Consider the following 22921-nt stretch of genomic DNA (forward strand, 5'->3'; position numbering starts at 1 on the left):
GAGCTCACCTCTCTATCCGGAAGCCCCGGGCTCCTGTCACCTCCCGGTCGGCCGCCACAACCCGGTCGACTTGGGCCGCTGACGGACCGTGTCGGAGCCACCCCTCGAAGGCCGCGACGGCGTCTGCATCGCCCTCGAACTGCGCCTCGACCCGCCCATCGGCGAGGTTGCGGACATGGCCCGACACACCGAGGCGCTCGGCCTGAGCACGCGCCGACCAGCGGAATCCGACACCCTGAACGCGGCCGGAGACCACGGCCTCTCTGGCAACCCTGGACCCCGGGGCTCTTCCCTCCGGCGCCGCATGACCGGTCATGCCAGGTCCGGTTTCACCACCGTCAACGGCAGCAGCACCCTGCCTGTGGGGCCGATCTGGATCGCCGTGTCCATCTGAGGACACACTCCGCAGTCGAAGCACGGCGTCCAACGGCAGTCCTCGACCTCGCGCTCGTCGAGCGCATCCTGCCAGTCCTCCCACAGCCAGTCGCGGTCCAGACCTGCGTCGAGGTGATCCCAGGGAAGGACCTCCTCGTACCCGCGCTCCCGGGTGGTGAACCAGTCGAGGTCGATCCCGAAGTGCGCGAGCTCCTCGTTGGCGGCGGTCGTCCAGCGCTCGTAGCTGAAGTGCTCGCTCCAGCCGTCGAACTTGCCACCCTCACGCCACACGCGTTCGATGATCCGGCCGACCCGACGATCGCCGCGGGACAGGAGCCCCTCGATGATGCCTGGCTTCCCGTCGTGGTAGCGCAGACCGATCGCCTTGCCGTAGTGGCGGTCCTGCTTGATGGTGTCCTTGAGCAGCATGAGCCGGTGGTCGATGGTGTCCGCGCTCGCCTGGGCCGCCCACTGGAAGGGCGTGTGCGGCTTGGGCACAAACCCTCCGATGGAGACGGTGCACCGGATGTCGCGTGTCCCAGAGGCCTGACGGCCGGTCTCGATCACCCGCGAGGCCAGCTGCGCGATCGCCAGCACGTCATCGTCGGTCTCGGTCGGCAGCCCGCACATGAAATACAGCTTGACCTGGCGCCAGCCCGACGAGAAGGCCGCCGCGACGGTGTTGATGAGGTCGTCCTCGGTCACCATCTTGTTGATGACCTTGCGCATCCGCTCGGAGCCACCCTCGGGGGCGAACGTCAACCCCGAGCGACGCCCGTTGCGGCTCAGCTCGTTGGCGAGATCGATGTTGAACGCGTCCACGCGGGTCGACGGCAGCGACAGGGACACGTTGGTGCCCTCGTACCGGTCAGCCAGCTGTTTGGTGACCTCCGCGATCTCGGAGTGATCCGCCGACGACAGCGACAGCAGGCCTATCTCCTCGAGCCCCGTGGATTTCAGCCCGCCCTGGACCATCGCGCCGATCGTCTCGATGTTTCGCTCCCGGACCGGGCGCGTGATCATGCCCGCCTGGCAGAACCGGCAACCGCGCGTGCAGCCGCGGAAGATCTCGACGGAGTAGCGCTCGTGCACGGTCTCGGCCATCGGGACGATGGGCTTCTTCGGGTAGGGCCACTGGTCGAGGTCCATGAGCGTGTGCTTGCGCACCTGGTGCGGCACACCCGGCCGGTTGGGGGCGACGCGCTGAATGCGGCCGTCGTCGAGGTAGTCCACGTCATAGAACCGGGGCACATAGAAGGCGCCGGTCATCGCCAGACGCATCAGCAGGCCGTCGCGACCGTCGGGTCGCCCCTCGGCCTTCCATTCCCGGATGATCTCGGAGATGAGCAGCGACGCCTCTTCCCCGTCGCCCAGAACTGCGACGTCGATGAAGTCCGCGATGGGCTCAGGGTTGAACGCCGCGTGGCCACCCGCGACGACGATGGGCTCGTCTTCGCTGCGGGCAGAGGCGTGCAGGGTCAGGCCTGACAGGTCCAGCAGGTTGAGCAGGTTCGTGTAGCCCAGCTCGGTGGAGAAGGACACCCCCAGCACGTCGAAGAGCCCCACGGGACGGTGGGCGTCGAGCGTGAACTGGGGCACCGCCGCCTCGCGCATCTTGGCCTCCATGTCGGGCCAGATCGAGTAGGTGCGCTCCGCGAGGATCCAGTCGCGCTCGTTGAGGATCTCGTACAGGATCGCCACGCCCTGGTTCGGCTGCCCGACCTCGTACGCGTCGGGGTACGACAGGCACCAGCGGACCTCGGTGGAGTCCCAGTCCTTGACGACGGAGTTGTGCTCGCCGCCGACGTACTGGATCGGCTTGCTGACCTGCGCGAGCAGCGGCTCGAGCAGCGGGAAGACCGAGTGGGCGGGTAGCGCGTGCGTGGTAGTCATGGCGCGACCCAGGATAACTGGCTCAGCCTTTCGGAAACCAGAGGCTGATCTCCCGCTCGGCGGATTCCCTGGAGTCCGAGGCATGGACCGCGTTGCGGCGGGTGTTCTCGGCGAAGTCGGCGCGGATGGTGCCGGGCTCGGCCTGGGTCGGGTCGGTGGCGCCGTTGATCCCCCGGACGGTTGAGATGGCGTCAGCGCCACTGAGGATCACGGCGACCAGCGGCCCGCTGGTCATGAACTCGCGCAGCGGCGGGTAGAAGTCCCGCTCCAGGTGCTCGGCGTAGTGCCGATCGGCGAAACCGGCGTCGATCCTCCGCAGGTCCATGGCCTCAACCCTGAGGCCGGCCGCTTCGTACCGTCCGAGGATCGCCCCGACGTGCCCGGCCTCCACCGCGTCGGGTTTGATGATGACGAAAGTGTGCTCGGTCATTGAGCTTCTCCTTGGTGTGTCTCGATGCGGCGACCGAGCACGATGCAGGTCACCCAGATCAGGGCGAAGATGATACCCATGGCGAACATCCACGCGGTGAGTAGACCGAGCGCGATGCAGCCGATCTGCACCCCCCAGCCGACGATGTATCCCCAGCGCCGACGCAGCCCGGCGAGGGCCGCGATGCAGCCCAGCGTGACGGCGGCACAGGCCCCAGCCGCGAGCGCGAGGTTGGTGCCGGACACCTGGATCATCCCGATGTAGGCGAGCCAGACGATGATGATTTCGAACAGAAGAACCGAGGCGGCAGCTGCGCGCATCGGGTTGGTGGGGTTGAGCGTCACGCGTCGTCCCTCTTGAGCAGGTCCCGGGCCTCCCCCGCGGCGATGACTGATCCCGCCACGAGCACCCCGGCGTGGGCGCTGGCCGTGTCAGCCAGCATGGTGGCCAGCTCGAGGGCCTCGGCCATCGTGTCGGCGCGATGAACGTTGCCGGGCGACCAGACGGACTCGGCGAGTTCGGCCAGTTCGGCGACGGGGCGGGCGCGCGGGGAGTTGCGCACCTGCGTCACCACCACCTGATCCATCTGCTCGGAGAAGATGCCGAGCACCTCCTCGGCGTCCTTGTCCTGCATCATGGCGACGACCCCGATGGTGGGCTGGAAGTCGAAGGACTCGGCCACCGCGTCGACCGTGGCCCGCGCAGCCTGCGCATTGTGGGCCGTGTCGACGACGACGGTGGGCGAGGTGCGCACGATCTCCAGCCGCGCCGGCGCCTCCACGGACGCCATCGCTTCGACGATGATCTCCGGGTTGAGGGGCTGCGATCCGAGGAAGGCCTCGACCGCAGCCACCGCGAGCGAGGCGTTGCGCGCCATGTGCTCACCGAAGAGCGGAAGGAAGACATCGCCGACGGGGCCCCCCGCCGTGTCGATTCGCAGCAGTTGGCCACCGACCGCGACGCGTCGCTCCAGAAGTGCGAAGTCGGGGCCCTCGGCCCGTACCTTGGCCCCGACGCCGACGGCGCGCTCGAGGAGGACCTTCGCCGCGGCCGGATCCTGGCCCGCGAGCACGGCGACACTGCCCGGCTTGATGATGCCCGCCTTCTCGCCGGCGATCTGCTCGATGGTGTCACCGAGGATGTGGGTGTGGTCCAACCCGATCGGAGCCACCACCGCCACCTGCGCGTCGGCGACGCTCGTGGCGTCCCAGCGGCCGCCGAGGCCCACCTCCATGACCGCAACGTCAACGGGGGCGTCGGCGAAGGCTGCATACGCCATCCCTGTGATGACCTCGAAGAACGTCATCGCCACCCCGTCGTGGAGTTGTTCGTCGACCATGGCGACGTAGGGCTCGACGTCGCGCCACACCTCGTCGAAGCGTTCCTCGGAGACCGGCTCGCCGTCGATCGTGATGCGTTCGCGCACATCGCTCAGGTGCGGGCTGGCGAAGCGTCCGGTGCGGAGCCCGGCCGCGCGCAGCAGGGTCTCGATCATGATGGCGGTGCTTCCCTTGCCGTTCGTGCCGGCCACCTGAATGACGGGGAACGAGCGCTGGGGGTCGCCGAGGAGTTCCATCAGCGCGGAGATGCGGCTCAGGCTGGGCGCCACACGGTGCTCGGGCCAGCGGCTCGTCAGGGCGGCCGTCAATTCGGCATGCGGGGAGGTAGTCATGGTGCCCCCAGCGTAGCGTCGGCACTCCGTCCGCACCGTCCCCAGTGAGCCCGGTAGACGTTTCAACCATCTTGATCCCGGCATTAGGATGGCGTGGTGGGCCTCGGCCGACGTCAACCCTGGAACCAAGGAGTCCCCTCATATGGCTAACAACTCGTCGCTGAGCAAGCGCGCCGCGCTGCGCCAGCAGCAGGAGATGGAAGAGCGCAGTAAGCGCAACAAGCGCATCCTCACCATCGGCGGCGCCATCGCGGCGATCACCGTCATCGCCGTGATCGCCATCGTCGCGATCCAGGCGATGGGGCGTGGCGTCGGTATGGCCGAGGAACAGCTGACCCCTCCGAACGCCACCGAGGGCTATGGGGTCCTCGTGGGCGGCAAGTCACCTGTCGAGGGCACCCCGCACCTCATCATCTACGAAGACTTCCAGTGCCCCGCCTGCGCCGCGCGTGAGGCAGAGTACGGTCCGGCTGTGGATCAGCTCGTGGCCAACGGGGACATCACGGCCGAGTTCCGCTTCGCCTACTTCCTCGACGGCGCCGGGCGCGAAGGCGGCGCCTCGCACCGCGCGGCGCTGGCAGCAGCGGCCGCCGACCAGGTGGGCGCGTTCGACGAGTACCACAAGGTGGTCTACGCCAACCAGAGCAATTCCGGCGGCTACTCCGACTCCAAGCTCCGCGACGAGTTCGCTGAGCAGGCCGGCATCACGGGCGAGGACCTGGACGAGTTCAAGAGGCTCTACAACACGAAGGCGTTCTGGGACTTCACGAAGAACGCGAACCAGAAGTTCAACGATGAAGAGATCGGCTCCACTCCGACCTACCAGGTGAGCGGCGAGAAGCTTGAGTTCTACGACCAGAACAGCCAGCAGGTTCTGATCCAGCCGACTCCCGACGACATGCTTCGGGCGATCACCGAGGCCTACGAGGCGGGCGGTCAGGAGCAGGAGTGATCCTCCACTAATCTGCCGGAGGGCGGGCACCACGCGGTGCCCGCCCTTTTCCGTGCTCCCGAGCGCAAGTCGGCCATCCGCGCTGAACGCCCTAAGATCGTCTCCATGACCGAAGCGACCGCGCCACAGCGCCTACCCGATAAGCCCGTCCTCGAAGGCCTTGAGGCCAAGTGGGGCCAGGTATGGGCGGACGAGGGCACGTACGTCTTCGAGCGCCCGTCCTCGCGCGAGGAGGTGTTCAGCATCGACACGCCTCCCCCGACGGTCTCGGGTTCGCTCCACGTCGGACACGTGTTCAGCTATACCCACACCGACACGATCGCGCGCTTCCAGCGGATGCGCGGCAAGCACGTCTTCTACCCGATGGGGTGGGACGACAACGGGCTGCCCACCGAGCGCCGCGTGCAGAACTTCTACGGGGTGCGCTGCGACCCGTCGGTGCCGTACGACCCCGACTTCGCTCCTCCCGCGAAGCCAGACCCCAAGCGGCAGTTGCCGATCAGCCGCGCCAACTTCATCGAGCTCTGCCACGAGCTGACCGCCGTCGACGAGCAGGCGTTCGAGGAGCTCTGGAAGCAGCTCGGTCTCTCGGTCGACTGGACCACGCTCTACACCACCATCTCGGAGGAGTCCCAGAGCGTCGCGCAACGGGCGTTCCTGCGCAACCATTCGCGCGGCGAGGCCTACCTCAGCTACGCCCCGACTCTGTGGGACGTCACCTTCCAGACGGCGGTGGCGCAGGCCGAACTGGAGGCGCGGGAGTACCCGGGTGCCTATCACCGCGTCGCCTTCCACCGCCCCGATGGCGAACCCGTCTACATCGAGACCACCCGCCCTGAGCTGCTCGTCTCGGTCTGCGCGCTCATCGCCCACCCCGACGACGAGCGCTACCAGGACCTCTTCGGGACCACGGTGACCTCACCCCTGTTCGGCGTCGAGATCCCTGTGCTCGCGCACGCAGCCGCCGAGCCCGATAAGGGCGCCGGCATCGCGATGTGCTGCACCTTCGGCGACCTCACCGACGTGCTGTGGTGGCGCGAACTCAACCTGCCCACGCGCACCGTCATCGGGCGCGACGGCCGGTTCCAGGCGGAGACGCCGGAGTGGCTGAGCAACGCCTCCGCCTACGAGCCGCTCGCCGGCAAGACGACCTTCTCCGCGCGCGAGGCCACCGTCGCGATGCTGCGCGACAGCGGGGACCTCTCTGGCGAACCGCAGGCCACCACCCGCATGGCCAACTTCTTCGAGAAGGGCGACAAGCCGCTCGAGATCGTCGCGACACGCCAGTGGTACATCCGCAACGGCGGTCGGGACGAGGATCTCAAGCAGCACCTCATCGGTCTCGGGGAGCAGCTCGAGTGGACCCCGCAGCACATGTCACACCGCTACGAGAACTGGGTGTCCGGCCTCAACGGGGACTGGCTCGTCTCCCGTCAGCGCTTCTTCGGCGTGCCGTTCCCCGTCTGGTACAAACTGGACGCCGACGGCGAGCCGAACTACGACGAGCCGATCATGGCCGACGAGGACAGCCTCCCCATCGATCCGGTGACCACCGCCCCGCCCGGGTTCACCGAGGATCAGCGCAATCAGCCCGGCGGCTTCATGGCCGATCCTGATGTCATGGACACATGGGCCACCTCGTCGCTGACGCCGCACCTCGCGTGCGGGTGGGAACGGGATCCGGAGCTGTTCGGCCTGACGTTCCCCATGGACATGGCTCCCCAGGCTCACGACATCATCCGCACGTGGCTCTTCAGCCGCGTGGTTCGCGCCAACTTCGAAAACGGCTCCCTGCCGTGGAAGCGCGCCACCATCTCCGGGTTCGTCGTGGACCCCGACCGCAAGAAGATGAGCAAGTCGAAGGGCAACGTCGTCGTGCCCACCGACATCCTCGACAAGTACGGCTCCGACGCTGTGCGCTGGCGCGCCTCCATGGCCCGGCCCGGGCTCGACTCGCCGTTCGACGAGACGCAGATGAAGGTCGGTCGCCGCCTCGCGATGAAGGTGCTCAACGCCGGCAAGTTCGTGCTGTCGATGGCCGACGACTCCGCCGGCCTCAGCGCGGTCACCAACCCGGTCGACAAGGCGATGCTCGCCGCGCTGGCCGGCGTGGTGCGCGCGGCGACGGACTCGTTCGAGGCGTTCGACTACACCGGCGCGCTGGAGGTGGCAGAGACGTTCTTCTGGGCGTTCTGCGACGACTACCTGGAGCTCGTGAAGGAGCGCGCCTACGGCGCGCATTCGCCGGCCGAGCAGGCCTCCGCGCAGGCTGCCCTGGCACTGGCCCTGGACGTCCAGCTGCGCCTGTTCGCACCGTTCCTGCCCTTCGTCACCGAGGAGGTGTGGCGGTGGACGCACGAGACCTCCGTCCACCGCGCCACGTGGCCCGAGGTTCAGGAGCTGGCCACCGACGGCGAACCTGCCCTCCTCGCCGACGTCGCCACTGCCCTCATCACCATCCGCGGCGCCAAGTCCAACGCGAAGGTGTCGATGAAGGCTGAGGTGTCCCGGGCCTCGTTCACGGGCCCGGCCCAGGTGGTCGAGCGTCTGCGCACCATTGAGCCGGATCTCAGGGCGGTGGGCCGCCTCACCGGCGACGTCACCTGGACCGAGAACGATGCCCCGCTCTCGGTGGACGTCGAGCTCGCCGAGCCGCCAGCTTCCTGACGGTCGCTGACCCTCGCTGCCCGGTCGGCCCCGCTCCTGAGCGCCAGCCACGCTGGGGCCGACCGACTATGCGGCTCGCGGGGCACTGAGGGCTGGCACGCAGGACCGAGTTGAGCAAGTGAGATGGGTCAACGCCGCGACACGCCGGTGTAACAGCGTTACGCTTCGTTGACCCATCTCATTTGCTCAACTCTCTTCCCCTCCGGGCACGGGCAACGGGGCACACCAGCCCGCCCGGGCTGCCGACCCGAGCCCCTGAACCCAAGAACAGGGGATCAGCCGAAGCGGGGGTCCGGGAGGGTCGGCGGTGTGGCCGCCGGGCGCTCCGCGAGCCGCTTCAACGCCTCATCGATCGCCGCGTCCAACTGGACATCCGACTCCGACTCCCACTCCGCCGGGCCTACCTCGACGGTGATGTCCGGCTCGACGCCGTTGTTCTCCAGGCCGAAACCGACCTTGTCGAACGAGATCCAGTACCGCGGCTGGGTCACCTCGGTGCCGTCGACGAGCGAGAACCGGCCGTCGATGCCGACGACCCCACCCCAGCTGCGCTCCCCCACGACGGGGCCGAGGCCGAGCTCCTGGGCGGCGGCGGCGACGATGTCGCCGTCGGATCCCGCGAAGGGATTCGTCACAAACACCACCGGCCCGCGCGCGGCCTGGCTGGGATACGTGCCGACCTCCTCGTGGTGACGCGCACCGTGCCACCCGATCGCCCGGCGGGCGAGCCGTTCGATCACAAGCTCGGAGGTGTGGCCTCCGCCGTTGAAGCGGACATCGACGATCACCGCCTCGCAGCGCATGGCACGGTCGATCAGCCGATGGAACTCGGCCCAGCCGTGCGCCATCATGTCGGGAACGTGGACGTAGCCCACGCGTCCGCCGGACCGTTCGGCCGTGTAGCGCACGCGGCCATCGACCCAGGCGTGGTAGCGAAGCGGGGTCTCACTCGGCGTCGGCACGACGGCGACGCGCCGCTTCTGCCGTCCCCGGGCCAGCGTCAGCTCCACGACCTTGTCGGCCGCGACCATAAGCAGGGCGCCGACGCTGGGCGCCGAGGCTGTGGGGTGCCCATCGATCGCGACGACGACGTCCCCGGGGGCGGCCGCGACTCCCGCCGCGCGCAGCGGGGATCTCGCCCGGTGGTCGGAGGTCTCACCCGGAAGGATCGAGCGGATGACCAGCTCGCCCTTGGCGTTGCGGTCGAACTCCGCGCCGAGGAACGCGACCCTCGACGAATCGTCCCCGCTGCGCGGGGGGTCCACGTACGCATGGGAGGTGTTGAGCTCGCCCACCGTCTCCCACAGGACATCGACCAGATCGTCGCGGCTGGCGATCCGCTCCACGAGCGGGCGGTAACGCGCGACCGCCGCCGACCAGTCGGTGCCGTCGAAGTCCTCACGCCAGAAGTGGTCGCGCATGAGCCGGGCGTTCTCGTCGAACATCTGCCGCCACTCGGCCCGCGGATCAAGCTCACGCCGAAGCCGCGTCAGGTCCACAGCGATCTTCGCGTCGTCATCGTCGGCCGAGTGCTGGGCGTCCTGGACCCAGAACTCCTCCCCGTTGCGGACCAGCAGACGCTCGCCGTCGCCACTCACCGCCGCGCCGTCGCAGCCGTCGACGACGACCGTCAACTTCCGCGTCTTGAACGAGTAGTACTCGACCTGGTCCTTCACCTCGCCCTCGACACCCGCCCGGAGCGAGCCAAGCTCACCCTGGGACCGGATCGCGAGCCACAGCAGTCCCTCCTTGGATGCCTGGAGGGCGGCGTAACGCGCGGAAGGAACGGGCAACGGCACCATGCGGTCCTCGACGCCCTCGAGGTCGAAGACGACGGCGGCGGGGGTCTCGTCCCGCTCCCTCTCCCCGTGCTCCTTGTCCTCCGTCTTGTCGTCAGGCTCGCTGATCGGCCACCCGTCCGCCGCGGGCCCGAAGGGAGCGGGTTCGGTGGCCTGCAGTGGAACCAGCCAGGGGCGCACCGTATTGGTGAAGCTGAGGTCGAAGCCGAGTTCGTCGTAGCTGGGGTCGATCGTCCGGCTGGACAGGAAGCAGAGGTGCCGTCCGTCGTGGGTGAAGGTGGGCGAGAAGTCGTTGAACTGCCCGCGGGTGAGTGTGAACGAACGGTCCTCGGCGAGGTCGTAGCCGACGAGCTGTCCCAGCATCCCCTCATAGGCCAGCGCATTGCGCCACACCAGGTATCGGCCGTCGGGCGACGAGGTGAAGCCCGACGGCTCCCCCGTGGCGGAGCGCCCGAGCTTCTTGACCGACGCCCGCGCCACGTCCACCAGGTACACGCTGCCGTCGTGGCTCCCGACCGCAACCTTGGTGCCGTCGCGGTTGGGTTCCAGCGCCAGCACCCGGCCGATCCGGCCGGAGGCGATTCGACGCGGGGCGCCGTCGCCGTCCAACTGGCGGACCTCGAGGCAGTCCTCGCCGTCCGCGTCGCTGACCCAAATGCCCCGTCCGGTGGCGTCGAGGAACCGCGGCTCGCGGATCCTGACGCCGGCTGTGTCGGCCACCGCGCGGGCGGGCCCCCCGCGATGGGTGAGCAGGTAGGCCGCGCCGCGCCACTCCACCAGCGATGAGTCGCCGCCCTGGTCCGGCACCACCGACTCCAGCCGGTCGGTCGGCTGGACGGGCTGGGGGGCGGGGACGCCGACGGAGGTGGTGAACTCGAGCTTTTGCGCCTCGGCCTTGAGCGACGCCATGTGGAACAGCTCGCCGCGTGCGTGATAGACGATCGCCTGTCCGTCGCTGACGGCGTCACGGACGTAGCCGTCGTCGACCGAATGGAACGTGTGCTGACGCAGATCCCTCCCGGCGGAGTTGACCGACCAGAGCTGTGCTTGGACATCGGAGCCTTCGCCACGGTCCGACGTGAACGCGAGACGGTCGCCGACCCAGGTCGGCCAGAACAAACCGGCACGTTCGTCCGGCAACACGCGCTTCCAGTCGGTGGTGCCATCCGCGGACACCCACAGCCTCGCCGCCATCCCGCCGCGGTACCTCTTCCAGCCCGATGGATCCCTGAAGTTCACCGACGCGACCGCCACCCTGCCCTTGCGGTGCACAGCGGCAGCCGCCGCCAGCCCCCACGGCATGCGCCTCAGCTCGCCGTCGAGTGACAGCGAGTACATCGACGCGTCGATGCGGTGGACGCCCTCGTGGTCGGAGCTCAGCAGCAGGTGCTGGTCGTCGAGCCAGCCGGAGACGAGCATGCGGCGGGCGCTTAGCCAGGTGAGCCGTCGGGTGCCTCCGTCGAGCGCCACCACGTACGCGTCCCACCCACCGTTGGTCGTGGCGGTGAACGCCACCCTGCTTCCGTCCGGCGAGAAGCGCGGGTTCCGGGGAGACTCCTCTCCGAGGGTGATGCGCGCCGCGCGGCCGCCACCGAGCGCGCCCAGCCAGAGGTCGTCGTCGGCGACGAACACCACGGAATCGCCGGAGAGGTGCGGGTAACGAAGATAGCCACGGGTCACGCCGCCAAAGATACAACCCCGCCCCGACCTGTCGCGGACTCTGGGGAACGCGCAGAGCGTCCGCCCGTTTGCCCACGATCCCTCGCCCAGCGCTGACCCCTCCCTAGGGTGCTGAGAGTCCCCGTGTCGGCCCGCCGACCGTCAATGAAGAACCTTGGAGGACCCATGAAACCTGTGCCACAACCGCCACTGAGGCGTCTGGGCCGCGATCGGTATGGCGGCAGCTCTGGCCGCTGGCCCGACGTCATTCGCGCCGTCGGCGACGGCCCAGCCGAACACCGCGCCCGACATCATTCCCTCGCTCCAGACCTGGACCGGGGGCGAGGGTCGCTTCGACATCGCCCCCGCCGCGCGGATCGTGACCGACGACGCAGAGTTGGCTGACGTTGCCCGCAGTTCGCCGATGGTCTCGAGGCTGCGACGGGCCTGGACCTCACCGTCGTCGACGGCGCAGCCCGGGCTGGCGACCTGGTGCTGGACCTCGACGAGACCCTCGACCACTCCAACGGAATGTCAGGAGGTTTCAGCGTATGCCCAAGCCAACCCTCGTAACGACGTTCGCGTTAAGAAGGGCTGAACAACCCACCGTCAGGCTGAGAGGTCGCGGCGGCTGGCGAGCTGCGCCCGCGGGATGAGGGTCGGCAGAGCTTCGCCTCTGACTGCCTCGGCCGTCACGACCACCTGCGCGACGTCCTCATCGGACGGCACGTCGAACATCGTCTCCAACAGCAGGCTCTCGAGGATGGCGCGGAGCCCGCGCGCGCCGGTGCCGCGTTCGAGGGCGAGGTCGGCGATGGCCCCGACCGCGTCGTCGGTGAACTCCAGTTGGACGCCGTCGAGTTCAAACAGCTTCTGGAACTGTCGCGTGAGCGCATTTTTGGGTTCCACAAGGATCCGGACCAGGGCGTCCCTGTCAAGTGGCGACACGCTCGTCAGCATCGGGAGGCGACCGATGAATTCGGGGATGAGCCCAAACTTGTGGAGGTCCTCCGGACGCACCTGCGCGAAGGGTTCCGCCGAGGGCTCACGAGCCTCCGCCGAGTTGTTGAAGCCGAGCGGACGCTTGCCGACGCGGGCGTTGATGATCTCCTCGAGCCCCGCGAAGGCGCCTCCCACGATGAAGAGGATCTTGGTGGTGTCGATCTGCAGGAAATCCTGGTGCGGGTGCTTGCGTCCCCCCTGCGGCGGTACCGAGGCGACGGTCCCCTCGAGGATCTTCAGCAGCGCCTGCTGCACACCCTCGCCTGAGACGTCGCGGGTGATCGACGGGTTCTCCGACTTGCGGGCCACCTTGTCGATCTCGTCGATGTAGATGATGCCGGTCTCCGCCTTGGCGATGTCGAAGTCGGCCGCCTGGATGAGCTTCAGCAGGATGTTCTCGACGTCCTCGCCGACATAGCCCGCCTCGGTCAACGCGGTGGCGTCCGCCATCGCGAACGGGACGTTGAGCATCTTGGCCAGCGTCTGCGCGAGGTACGTCTTCCCGCAGCCCGTAGGTCCGATCAGGAGGATGTTGGACTTGCCGACCTCGACGTCGTCGTTCTCCGCCCGGCGGCCGTGGCTCTGCTGCGCCTGGATGCGCTTGTAGTGGTTGTAGACCGCCACCGAGAGCGTCTTCTTGGCCGTGTCCTGACCGATGACGTAGCTGTCGAGGAAGTCGCGGATCTCACGGGGCTTGGGCAGCTCCTCGACCAGTCCGGTGTCGGTGGTCTCGGGGAACTCCTCCTCGATGATCTCGTTGCACAGCGCGATGCACTCGTCACAGATGTAGACCCCGGGGCCTGCGATCAGCTTCTTGACCTGCTTCTGGCTCTTCCCGCAGAAATTGCACTTGAACAGGTCGCCCGATTCGCCGATTCGTGCCACGTGACGTCCACCTCCCGCCTAGATCGTTGCGTGCGTCCTCGATCCCCACACTACCCGGCGGGGGGTCGGCAGACCCGGCGGACGCGCGGCCCGCCGGGTTCACCCGCTAGTTCAGTTCCTTGAGCGACGGCAGGATGTCGTCGACGATGCCGTACTCCACCGCTTCGGCGGCGGTCAGATACTTGTCGCGCTCGATGTCCTTGGTGATCTTCTCGAGTTCCTGGCCGGTGTCGTTGGCCAGCATCGTCTCCATGAGGGATCGGATGCGCAGGATCTCCTTCGCCTGGATCTCCAGGTCAGAGCTCTGTCCGTAGCCGCCCTCGGTGGCCGGCTGATGGATCAGGATCCGCGAATTGGGCAGCGCCAACCGCTTCCCCTTCGTGCCCGCCGCCAGCAGCACCGCGGCCGCCGACGCCGCCTGCCCCAGACACACGGTCTGGATGTCCGGCTTGATGTAGCGCATCGTGTCGTAGATCGCGGTGAGCGCGGTGAACGAACCGCCCGGGGAGTTGATGTAGATCGAGATCTGGCGCTCGGGGTCCATCGACTGGAGGCACAGGAGCTGCGCCATGACCGCGTTCGCGACCTCGTCGTTGATGGGGGTGCCGAGGAAGATGATGCGGTCCTCGAAGAGCTTCGTGTAGGGGTCCACCCGCCGCATGCCGTAGCTGGTGCGCTCTTCCCACTGTGGGATGTAGTAGTTCATATCCATTCCGGTCACTGGTTAGGGGCCTCGGTCGTGATCTGCGAGGCGCGCTCGTAGACGTGGTCGATGAAGCCGTACTCGAGGGCCTGCTCGGCGGTGAACCACCGGTCACGGTCCGAGTCCGCCTCGATCTGCTCCACCGTCTGCCCGGTGTGCTCGGCGATCAGCCTGGCCATGGTCCTCTTGATGTGCAGCGACTGCTCCGCCTGGATGCGGATGTCCGACGCGGTGCCGCCCAGTCCGCCGGAGGGCTGGTGCATCATGATGCGGCTGTGCGGGAGCGCGAAGCGCTTGCCCGGCGTTCCGGCGGAGAGCAGGAACTGCCCCATGGAGGCCGCCAGCCCCATTGCGACCGTGGCGACGTCGTTGCTGATCCACTGCATCGTGTCGAAGATCGCCATGCCGGAGTCGACTGAGCCGCCGGGAGAGTTGATGTAGAGGTAGATGTCCTTGTGAGGGTCCTCCGCGTTGAGCAGGAGCATCTGCGCGCAGATGGCGTTCGCGTTCTCGTCCTTGACCTCCGAGCCGAGGAAGATGATCCGGTTGGCGAGAAGGGCTGAATAGACGTTGTCGTTCATGCCGAGGCCGAGTGCGCCCGGCCCGGCCATTCGGGTGTCATGTGGAGTCTGAGTCACGCACCTAACCTACCGGGAAACGCGCGATACCCAAGGGCCAACCCCGTTGTTCGCCGACGGCCGTTCCGGCGAGTCAGTCGGAGTGCTCGCTGCGGGTCTCCTCGGGATGCACGTCGACGTCCCCGATGGGGTCGTTGCTGATGAAGGCGTTGACCCAGCGCAGCCGGGGATCGGGGTCGATGAGCAGTGCTTTGACGGCCAGCGTGCTGGGCAGCGCGATGAGGGCGCCCAGGGGCCCGAACACCCAGGCCCACAGCAGCAGGGAGATGAAGGAGATCGTGCCGGTCACCCCGACGGCGTCGCCCGCGACCTTGGGCTGGATGAACGCCTGGAAGACGACGTTGATGACACCGTAGGCCGCGATGACGAACGTTGCCGTCACCGGGCCCTGCTCGAAGTAGGCCAGGAGCGCCGGCGGGACAAGGCCGAGGAAGAAGCCCACGTTGGGGATGTAGTTGGTCACGAAGCTGAGCACCGCCCACACCAGCGGCAGCGAGACCCCGAGTGCCACCAGCACGATGCCGTCGAGGACGGCCACGACCAGGCCGAACACCGTGGTCACCACCCAGTAGCGCCGAATCCCGGCCACGAAGGACGAGATGGCGTCGGTGAACTCGGGGTGCAGCCGGTGGGTGAGGGTGGTCCGCTTGGTGAGCATCGTGAGGTCCACGATCATGAAGACCATCGCGACGAGGATGATGAGAATGATGCCGGCCGCCCCAGAGGCGTTGGAGATCAGGCCACCGGCCAGTCCGAGCAGGCTCTCGGGCGAGATGCTGTCCAAGGACTCGGTGAAGCTGACGTTGTCGATACCGAAGCTCCCCAGTAGAGACACTCCCCGATCGAACAGTTCGACGAACCGTTCCGAGTACTCCGACAGGGCTCCGATCATGGCGGTGATCGACCAGACCAGCATGGCAGCGCCCAGCAGGATCACGGTGAAGACGGCGACGCCGGTGATGACCGCTGCGATCCCGCGCGGGACGCGGCTAGCCACCAGCCAGACGAACAGGGGGTAGGCCACCACCATCAGGTTCACCGCGAGGAAGATCGGCGCGATGATGCCGGAGATGCTCTGCAGTAGCGCAAGCGACAGACCGATCGCGGCCAGCGAGATCGCCACCGCCACGAGCATCGGGAGCCCGGGCCTGGCTGTGTCGCCCGGCCCCACGTCCTGGGGCGGGTCGGTGTCCTCGACGGGAGTGCGCGCCTCCGGGCTCATGCGGTGCCTCCTTGCTCGGCGCGAGTCTAACCGTCAGGCGCCTGGGCCCGTGTCCGATCCCGTCCGGCGCTGTAACTCCCAAGAAAAATCGCCGCCGGCCCGGTGGGGCTGGCGGCGATTCTCACCTGACGGATCAGTTGGCGGGGGTCTCCTCGACCTCGCCGTCGACCACGTCGTCCTCGGCTTCGGCCGAGTCAACGACCGGCAGCGACGTGTCGACGGCGTTGCCCTCGGCGTCGGTCACAGTGGCCTCCGCGCAGATGGCAGCGAGCGCCTTGCTCCGGCGGATCTCCTGCATCCACTCGGGCATGTGGTTGTGCTCCATCATGTGGTTGATCTCGTCCTGAGGGCTCGTGTTGTTCTGCTGAGCCTTGCGGAAGATCAGTTCGGTGAGTTCCTGCTGCGAGACGTCGACGGCCTTCTCGTCGGCGTAGACGTCGAGGATCACCTGCGCCTTGAGGGCCTGGGTGGAGCGCTCGTCGATGGTCGCCCAGAACTCGTCGGCGTCCTTGGCCTCCTCGTCCTCGGCCGTCTCGAGGTACTGCTCGACGGTCAGGCCGCCGGCGTTGAGCTGACGCTGCACCTCAGCCCGGCGGGCCTCCAGCTCGCGCGCGAGCAGACCCTCGGGGAGCTCGAAGTCGACCTTCTCGAGGACAGCCTCGAGAACCTTGTCGCGTGCGTCGACGATCTGGTCGGCCTCGACCTGCTGTGCCGCGCCCTTGCGCAGGTCGTCCTTCATCTCGTCGACGGTGTCGAACTCCGAGATCAGCTGGGCGAAGTCGTCGTCCACGTCAGGGAGCTGCTGCTCCAGGACCTTCTGGACGGTCACGGCGATCTCGGCCTCCTGGCCGCGGAACTGGCCGCCGACAAGCTCGGAGGTGAACGTCGTCGACTCGCCGGCCTTGAGACCGGTGACCGCAGCGTCGAGGCCATCGAGCATGTTGCGCTCCTGGCCGACCTTGTAGCTGACGCCCTCCGCGGTGGCTTCGGGGAGCGGCTCGCCGTCCTGGGATGCGACGAGGTCGATCGTCAGGACGTCGCCCTCCTGCGCGGCCCGGTCGACCTCAGTGGTGGTGGCGAAGCGCTCGCGCAGCAGCTCGATGCGCTCGTCGACCAGCTCGTCGATCGAGCCGGGGGCGTCGACGGTGGCGGTGATGGACGCGAAGTCGGGAAGCTCCACCTCGGGGCGGACGTCCACCTCGGCGGTGAACTCGACGAGTTCCTTGTCCTCGAGCTTGGTGATGTCCACCTCAGGCTGCGACATCGGAACCAGCTGCGCCTCCTGGACGGCCTGGTTGTAGGCCACCGGGATGGCCTCGTTGATGGCTTCCTGCAGCACCAGCCCACGGCCGACACGCTGGTCGATCACCGCAGCGGGCACCTTGCCCTTGCGGAAGCCGGGGATGTTCACCTGTTCGGCGATCTCCTTGTAGGCCTGATCGAGGTAGGGCTTGAGATCGCTGAAGGGGATCTCCACGGTGAGCTTGGCCCGCGTCGGGCTCAGCTTCTGGACGGTGCTAGGCACGAATGGACTCCTGAAGTTGGGTTGAATCGGGCTAGAGTCTATCGGCCAATCCCCCGGTCACCAATCGCGCCGACCGCCGCCACGCCCCGGCACACCCGCTGGATAGCATGACCAGACGGGAGGCACTGTGCAGATCACCACCAACGTCAGCGACACCGCGCTCATCTTCGAGGGCGGCGGGATGCGCGCCGCGTTCTCGTCGGGCGTCCTCGCGGCCCTGTTGGAGGGAGGCGTGCACTGCGACTGGGTAGGTGGCATCTCGGCGGGCTCAAGCTGCCTCGTCAACTACGTGTCCCGGGACCCGCTGCGGGCAGAGCGCGCCTTCGTCGACTTCGCCGCCGAGCCGGAGTTCGGCAGCTGGCGCACCTGGGTGCGCGGCAAGGGGGTCTTCAACGCCGAATGGATCTACGAGCAGACGTCGCTCCCCCATCAGCCGCTTCCGCTCGACTGGGAGACGTTCACGGGCAACCCCGCCCAGATCCGTGTCGGCGGGTTCCGTTGCGCCGACGGCGAGACGGTCTACTGGGGGCGCGACGAGATGGCCACCATCGAGGCGGTCATGAAGCGGGTCCGCGCCTCCTCCACGATGCCCGGGCTGATGCCCATCACGTCGGTCGATGGTGTCGACTACTGCGACGGAGCCCTCGGCCCCACCGGCGGGTTCGCCGTCGACGCCGCGCGAGAGGACGGGTACGAGCGGTTCCTCGTTGTGATGACCAGGGAGCGTGGCTACCGCAAGACCGCCACCCGGTTCCCCCACGCGTACCAACAGCTCTTCCGCCGCTACCCGGCGATCGCCCGCGCGCTGCTGGAACGCCCAGCCAACTACAACCGCACCCTGGACGAACTCCTAGAACTCGAGCGCCAAGGGCGTGCTTACCTAGTGTTTCCCGACTCGATGCCGATCAGCAACAGCGAGCGCAACGTCGACGTGCTGCGGTTCGTGTTTCGGTCCGGTCTTGCGCAGGCGCGACGGGAGATGCCGCGGATTCGCGAATTCCTCAACCTTGGCTAGGTCCGCTACACTTCAATGCGTTCTGCGGATGTAGCTCAATGGTAGAGCCCTAGTCTTCCAAACTAGCTACGCGGGTTCGATTCCCGTCATCCGCTCTTCGGCCCCCAGCAACCCCGGTTGACTGGGGGTTTTCCCTTGTCAGAGGCTGTTTCGTCCCTGATGGCATTCCGCACGAACACGCATAGATATGCTTGGAGTGGCATAGAAATGGTACTAAAGTACCGCTTCAGAACCACGAATTGGACCCACCGGAGGGCCGCCGATGCCGGGCCAGCAAGAGTTGCCTCGAGGGATCTCCCGAGTACGGTCACGGCGCGGAGGCAGGGACATCACCCTCTACCAGGTTCGTGTCACCTGGGAGGGGCGCCGCGAGCTCGTTGGTCGCTTCGACACTCTCACCGACGCCCGCGTTGCCGCGGACAGGTCGCTGATTTCGCGGTTGAAGCCGGCGTCCTTGGAGCCGCCGAAGATGAGCAGAGTGTTGGTGAGGTCCTTGATCGTGCGAGCTTGCTGTTCGCCGAGGGCACGAGTGAGCGTGGCGAACAGGGCGAGCGCCTGATCCGCGGTGGACTTGGTGTTGCCTGCGGTGCGTTCGTCGGTGTTGGTGACCGCGCCTGCGAGGAGCCCTGCCCAGTGGGGCTCCGCCATAGGGTGGGCGCGGAGGATGTCGGTCGGCAGGGTGGCGGTCCGTGGGCTGGCGGCCCACTGCAGGACGTCGTCGAGGGTGAGGCCGGCGAGTGCGGCGGCGTGAAAGTAGCACTGGATGACTTTGGCCGCTTCGGCGGCGTAGAAGCGTGCTGCGGAGTCGTTGGATTCTTTGCCGCTGCCGAGGGTCCCGGCGCAGAAGGCCTTGGCTCGTTTCTCTGCGACGGTGGCGTCGAGGCATCCGTCGATTGGGTCCCAGACCAGTTCCGGTAGGCCGGGGGCTGCTCCGAAGGGGTCGAGGACTGCTACGGGTCCGTGTGCTTGCCGTGCGGTGATGGTGAGCAGGAGGTCGTCGGGTTTCGTGAGGGTGACGACCGCGGCGCCTGGTGCCTGGAGCAGGGCTGGGGTGAGGATGTCGAGAGTCTTGCCGGAGCCCTGGGGACCGATGACTCCAGCGGTGCGATCCCAGGGTTGCCACAGACGGACCTTGGAGGGGATGTAACTGGTGCCGATCCGCCACCCCACCTGGGTGGGGTCAAACCTGGTCACCGTCGTCCCGTGCGGTAGAGGTCCGGGCGAATCACGGCGCGGTGCGTCTTGAGTCGACTGAGTCCGAGGAGTCGTTCCGCCTGGGTGGCGCTCGCCATGCCCTTGTGGAGGATGGAGGCCCGCCAGCGAACCGCCAAGACTAAGAGGCTGGCGGTGGTGGCGACGAAGATCGTGGCCGCGGCCGTCCAGGCGAACCACGGAGAGGCGGAGGTGCCTTGGAGGGATGGGAGTCCGGCGGTCAGGTTGCCGGTGATGATGCCCCAACTGCTGGTGATCAGGGACGAAGAGGCGGGCCAGAGCCAGCCGTGGCCAGCGATGGCGAGCGCCAGTGCGCGTCCGATCTGCAGGGAGAGGATTCCTGCCACACCCAAGGCCGCTAGTGCGGCTGCGGCGGGCTCCCATGTCCAGGGATAGCTGTCGTCGTGTTGGCTGGTCGTCACAGTTGTTTGAACCCGGATCGACTGGTGCGACGGCGTGATCAGTGTTCGGTGACCCTGATGACGATCCAGCCGTGCCGGCTGACAGGGTTCCGGACGAGGGTGAGGTCGACGACGGCGCCGGTGTCGAGGCGGTGCCGTGTGATGACCTGCAGCGGGGACGCAGACAGCACGTGGGTTGGCCCGTGCTGTGAAAAGGCGGCGGGGGTGAAGCGGACATCGTCGAAGCTATCGGCCAGAGTGGGCGCGGCGATGCCTGTCAGTAGTTGGCGACGCGGGCGTTGGTCATCGGTCACCAGGCGGCGAGGAAACCTTCGGCCGTGGCGAGCGCGGCTTCAAGATCGGCGTGAGGGATGTCGGTGTCTGGGTGCTGGTGGGCCTCGCCCAGCCCGTCGTCCATGGTCACCTCGGAGGTCCAGCCCTCCCCCACTGCTGGGGTTGCTGGGTACTGCTCCATCACCTGCGGGGTGTGCGTTGGGGGTACTTCCGGGGGGATGGTCGCGGTGCTGCATCCGAGTTGGAGGGCGATGATCGGGAGTGCGACGAGAAGCTGGAGTCTTTCAGCGTCCTTATCGCAGTCGAGGTTTTGGATCAGACCACATTCGGGCCTTCTGGGTTGGGTTGAGCCTTGCTGTGGTTTCTATTGTAGGCCAGCCGGTCCTGGCCGGCTCTTTCGAGGCCGTAGCGACGGTCAGCCCGAATGGGCCGCGCCAGTCAGCAATGTCGTGGCCGTTGTCGTCCTGCGGGGACACGTACACCGGCGACAGCCACACCACGTCAACGCCAGGGTGTTGAAGGTAGTCGAGCTTGGCCAGGATGCCGGGCAGGTCGCCGATGCCGTCTGCGTTGCTGTCGCTGAAGGAACGGGGATAGATCTGGTAGGCCACAGCAGATCTCCACCAGTCGTCCGGACGGGCTTCGGCGGCGTCGCTCTGGCGATGCGCGGCGGTCATGTGGTCTGGGAGGAACGAATACTTGGGAGGAGGAATTGCGGTGCGGGTGGCGCGACGGCCTCGTCGCGCCACCCGCGTTGATTCACTTCACGGAGCCGCGAGTCACACCGGAGATCACCCAACGCTGTGAGAACACGTAGACCAGCATCAGGGGAGCCATCGCCATCAGGTAGGAGGCGAAGGCGACCGTGTAGTCGGTGTTGAACTGTCCCTGGAATACGTAGTTGGCCAAGGGCAGCGTGCGCGCGGCAGGGTCTGTGAGGATCACCAGGGGCAGGATGAAATCGTTCCAGGCCCAGACACACGTCAGGATACCGACGGTGGCGTTCATCGGGGAGAGGAGCGGGAAGATCACCCTCCAGAACACTCCCCAGGTGGAGGCGCCGTCCATCCGTGCGGCCTCTTCGAGTTCGATGGGGATGGAGCGGATGTAGGCGGTGTAGATGAAGACGTTGAGGCTAAGACCGAACACCGTGTACAGGATGATCAACCCGACTTGGTTGTCAAGGTGCAGCATGCCCGTCTGTTTCGCCACCGGCAGCATGATGATGGGGAAGGGGATGAACAGTGCTGCGAGCAGGTAGAAGTAGACGCCTTTGAAGAATCGTCGGTGCATGTTCCTGGCCAGGGCGTAGGCCACCAAGGAGTTGGTCAGGAGGGTGAAGACGAGGGCGAACACGGTGATGAGTCCCGTGTTCGTGATGGCTTGCGGGAAGTTGGTCCGCTCCCATGCCTCGGCGAAGTTCTCCCATCTCACTTCGGTGGGCCATTCGAAGCCGGTGCCGGTGGTGAGCTGGTCCGGGGTTTTCAGCGCGACCACCACCGCCAGATACAGCGGTACGAGGACGGTGAGCGAGCAGACCGCGATGAAGGCGGTGACCCACCAGTTGGTGCGGCGAGTGTCGGCGTCGGAGCCTTTGGCCTTCCGGGGACGACGTCGAATAGTGGGGTCCTGTGTTGCGGTACTCATCAGAAGTCCGCCTCTCGGCTCTGGAGGAATCGGAACTGCACCAGCGATACCACGGTGATGACGATGAAGAAGATCACGGCGTTCGCGGTCTGGTAGGCGAATTCGCCGCCAGCGAAGCCGCCCTTGAAGATCAGGAGGGTGACGGATTCGGTCGCCGTGCCGGGCCCGCCGTTGGTCAGGGCGACAATGTGGTCGAAGACCTGGAGGAAGCCCTTGAGGCTCAGCACCATGTTGATGGTGAAGAAGGCGCCGATGAGGGGGAAGGTGATGGAGCGGAACTGCCTCATTGCGGAGGCTCCGTCCAGGGACGCCGCCTCGTAGAGCTCCTGCGGGATGGTCTGCAATCCCGCCAGGTAGATGATGATGGCGAAGGCGCAGGCTTGCCATACCGCGAGCACCACGATGGCCGTCCATGCCCAGTCAGGGTTGGTCAGGATGTTGTCCCGAAACACCGGGATGCCGACAAGGATCTTGGGCAAGGAGTTGGAGAACATGTACTGGAAAATGTAGCCCACGATGAGGATCGCCAGGACGTAGGGGATGAAGAACACTCCCCGGAAGAAGTTGCGTCCCACGATCTTGGCGTTGAGCCCCATGGCGATCAGCAGAGCGATGACGTTGGTGAGAATGGTGGCCACGATCGCGAACCCGAAGGAGAACAGGTAGGCGCCGATGGCCCGATCGTCGCGGAAAAGGTTGATGTAGTTGGAAAGCCCGACGAAGCGCCAGTCGCCGTAGCCCGCGTAGTTGGTGAAGCTGAAGAACATACCGACCAGCACCGGCAAGGTGTGGAAGAAGGCGAAAGCGGCAACCGCTGGCACCACCATCCAGTAAAAGGCGGTGATGGATGCGCCGCCGATGCCACGAGGTGCTTTCTTGCGTGGCATGGCCGCGGCTACCGGTGGGCGCTGCGGAGTTTGTGTTGTCGTA

At 66.9% G+C, this 22921-nt stretch carries 22 protein-coding genes and 1 tRNA gene; 4 read left to right on the forward strand and 19 right to left on the reverse strand.

The window, feature by feature from the left end:
- Positions 1-4: 4 nt before the first annotated feature.
- Genes RPIT_RS08675 through RPIT_RS08695 form a run of 5 tightly spaced genes read right to left on the reverse strand, consistent with a single transcriptional unit; the run spans position 5 to position 4370 of the window.
- Entirely contained in the window at positions 5-316 is a 312-nt protein-coding gene (locus tag RPIT_RS08675) for an acylphosphatase (RefSeq protein WP_077342364.1), read from the reverse strand.
- Entirely contained in the window at positions 313-2268 is a 1956-nt protein-coding gene (locus RPIT_RS08680) for a TIGR03960 family B12-binding radical SAM protein (protein WP_077342366.1), read from the reverse strand. The genes RPIT_RS08675 and RPIT_RS08680 overlap by 4 nt, the downstream gene beginning before the upstream one ends.
- A 22-nt stretch (positions 2269-2290) precedes the next feature.
- Complete coding sequence (gene ndk / locus RPIT_RS08685; protein WP_077342368.1) at positions 2291-2698, reverse strand: nucleoside-diphosphate kinase; 408 nt, start codon at positions 2696-2698, stop codon at positions 2291-2293.
- A complete protein-coding gene (locus RPIT_RS08690) occupies positions 2695-3042 on the reverse strand; it encodes a DUF4233 domain-containing protein (RefSeq protein WP_226996240.1) in 348 nt (115 codons plus the stop codon). The genes ndk and RPIT_RS08690 overlap by 4 nt, the downstream gene beginning before the upstream one ends.
- On the reverse strand, positions 3039-4370 hold the full coding sequence (locus tag RPIT_RS08695; RefSeq protein WP_077342370.1) for a bifunctional folylpolyglutamate synthase/dihydrofolate synthase: 1332 nt from the start codon (positions 4368-4370) through the stop codon (positions 3039-3041). The genes RPIT_RS08690 and RPIT_RS08695 overlap by 4 nt, the downstream gene beginning before the upstream one ends.
- A gap of 142 nt (positions 4371-4512) precedes the next feature.
- Here RPIT_RS08695 and RPIT_RS08700 point away from each other — a divergent pair, with 142 nt between their 5' ends.
- Together RPIT_RS08700 and valS are read left to right on the forward strand one after the other, a co-directional pair.
- A complete protein-coding gene (locus RPIT_RS08700) occupies positions 4513-5322 on the forward strand; it encodes a DsbA family protein (protein ID WP_162274525.1) in 810 nt (269 codons plus the stop codon).
- Positions 5323-5427: 105 nt separating this feature from the next.
- Positions 5428-7989, forward strand: a complete 2562-nt coding sequence (gene valS, locus RPIT_RS08705) for a valine--tRNA ligase (RefSeq protein ID WP_077342374.1) — start codon at positions 5428-5430, stop codon at positions 7987-7989.
- 275 nt (positions 7990-8264) lie between these two features.
- On the opposite strand, the gene RPIT_RS08710 is transcribed toward valS, so the two are convergent.
- From RPIT_RS08710 to tig, 7 genes are all read right to left on the reverse strand, one after another.
- The gene (locus RPIT_RS08710) at positions 8265-11468 is read right to left on the reverse strand and encodes a S41 family peptidase (protein WP_077342376.1); all 3204 of its coding nucleotides are present in this window, start codon (positions 11466-11468) and stop codon (positions 8265-8267) included.
- 141 nt (positions 11469-11609) lie between these two features.
- A complete protein-coding gene (locus RPIT_RS08715; protein WP_077342378.1) occupies positions 11610-11969 on the reverse strand; it encodes a hypothetical protein in 360 nt (119 codons plus the stop codon).
- Between the two features lie 87 nt (positions 11970-12056).
- Positions 12057-13334 (reverse strand): ATP-dependent Clp protease ATP-binding subunit ClpX, encoded by a 1278-nt coding sequence (gene clpX, locus RPIT_RS08720; RefSeq protein WP_077342380.1) that lies wholly within the window; start codon positions 13332-13334, stop codon positions 12057-12059.
- A gap of 106 nt (positions 13335-13440) precedes the next feature.
- Entirely contained in the window at positions 13441-14040 is a 600-nt protein-coding gene (locus RPIT_RS08725; RefSeq protein ID WP_077342382.1) for an ATP-dependent Clp protease proteolytic subunit, read from the reverse strand.
- An 11-nt stretch (positions 14041-14051) separates the two neighbouring features.
- Positions 14052-14648: an ATP-dependent Clp protease proteolytic subunit gene (locus tag RPIT_RS08730; RefSeq protein ID WP_077342384.1), complete on the reverse strand. Its 597-nt coding sequence runs from the start codon at positions 14646-14648 to the stop codon at positions 14052-14054.
- Positions 14649-14748: 100 nt separating this feature from the next.
- Positions 14749-15897, reverse strand: a complete 1149-nt coding sequence (locus tag RPIT_RS08735) for an AI-2E family transporter (RefSeq protein WP_077342386.1) — start codon at positions 15895-15897, stop codon at positions 14749-14751.
- A 133-nt stretch (positions 15898-16030) separates the two neighbouring features.
- Complete coding sequence (gene tig / locus RPIT_RS08740; protein ID WP_077342388.1) at positions 16031-17422, reverse strand: trigger factor; 1392 nt, start codon at positions 17420-17422, stop codon at positions 16031-16033.
- Positions 17423-17549: 127 nt separating this feature from the next.
- Here tig and RPIT_RS08745 point away from each other — a divergent pair, with 127 nt between their 5' ends.
- Together RPIT_RS08745 and RPIT_RS08750 are read left to right on the forward strand one after the other, a co-directional pair.
- A complete protein-coding gene (locus tag RPIT_RS08745; RefSeq protein ID WP_077342391.1) occupies positions 17550-18437 on the forward strand; it encodes a patatin-like phospholipase family protein in 888 nt (295 codons plus the stop codon).
- Between the two features lie 24 nt (positions 18438-18461).
- Positions 18462-18532 (forward strand) — tRNA-Gly (locus RPIT_RS08750).
- Between the two features lie 241 nt (positions 18533-18773).
- Here RPIT_RS08750 and RPIT_RS08755 read toward each other — a convergent pair.
- The 7 genes from RPIT_RS08755 to RPIT_RS08780 form a co-directional block, all read right to left on the reverse strand.
- Entirely contained in the window at positions 18774-19631 is an 858-nt protein-coding gene (locus tag RPIT_RS08755; RefSeq protein ID WP_077342393.1) for a hypothetical protein, read from the reverse strand.
- Positions 19628-19996: a hypothetical protein gene (locus tag RPIT_RS08760; protein WP_077342395.1), complete on the reverse strand. Its 369-nt coding sequence runs from the start codon at positions 19994-19996 to the stop codon at positions 19628-19630. The genes RPIT_RS08755 and RPIT_RS08760 overlap by 4 nt, the downstream gene beginning before the upstream one ends.
- Before the next feature lie 113 nt (positions 19997-20109).
- Entirely contained in the window at positions 20110-20364 is a 255-nt protein-coding gene (locus RPIT_RS08765) for a hypothetical protein (protein ID WP_077342397.1), read from the reverse strand.
- The gene (locus RPIT_RS15010) at positions 20361-20525 is read right to left on the reverse strand and encodes a hypothetical protein (RefSeq protein WP_157633347.1); all 165 of its coding nucleotides are present in this window, start codon (positions 20523-20525) and stop codon (positions 20361-20363) included. The genes RPIT_RS08765 and RPIT_RS15010 overlap by 4 nt, the downstream gene beginning before the upstream one ends.
- A 112-nt stretch (positions 20526-20637) precedes the next feature.
- A complete protein-coding gene (locus tag RPIT_RS16220) occupies positions 20638-21021 on the reverse strand; it encodes an alpha-amylase family glycosyl hydrolase (RefSeq protein ID WP_077342399.1) in 384 nt (127 codons plus the stop codon).
- 82 nt (positions 21022-21103) lie between these two features.
- Entirely contained in the window at positions 21104-21991 is an 888-nt protein-coding gene (locus tag RPIT_RS08775) for a carbohydrate ABC transporter permease (RefSeq protein ID WP_077342401.1), read from the reverse strand.
- Positions 21991-22878 carry a carbohydrate ABC transporter permease gene (locus RPIT_RS08780; protein ID WP_218121610.1) on the reverse strand — a complete coding sequence of 296 codons (888 nt, stop codon included), beginning with the start codon at positions 22876-22878 and terminating at the stop codon, positions 21991-21993. Before RPIT_RS08780 ends, RPIT_RS08775 begins: the two co-directional genes overlap by 1 nt.
- Between the last annotated feature and the right edge of the window lie 43 nt (positions 22879-22921).

The sequence above is a fragment of the Tessaracoccus flavus genome, from assembly GCF_001997295.1.
In the GTDB taxonomy this organism is placed as follows: domain Bacteria; phylum Actinomycetota; class Actinomycetes; order Propionibacteriales; family Propionibacteriaceae; genus Arachnia; species Arachnia flava.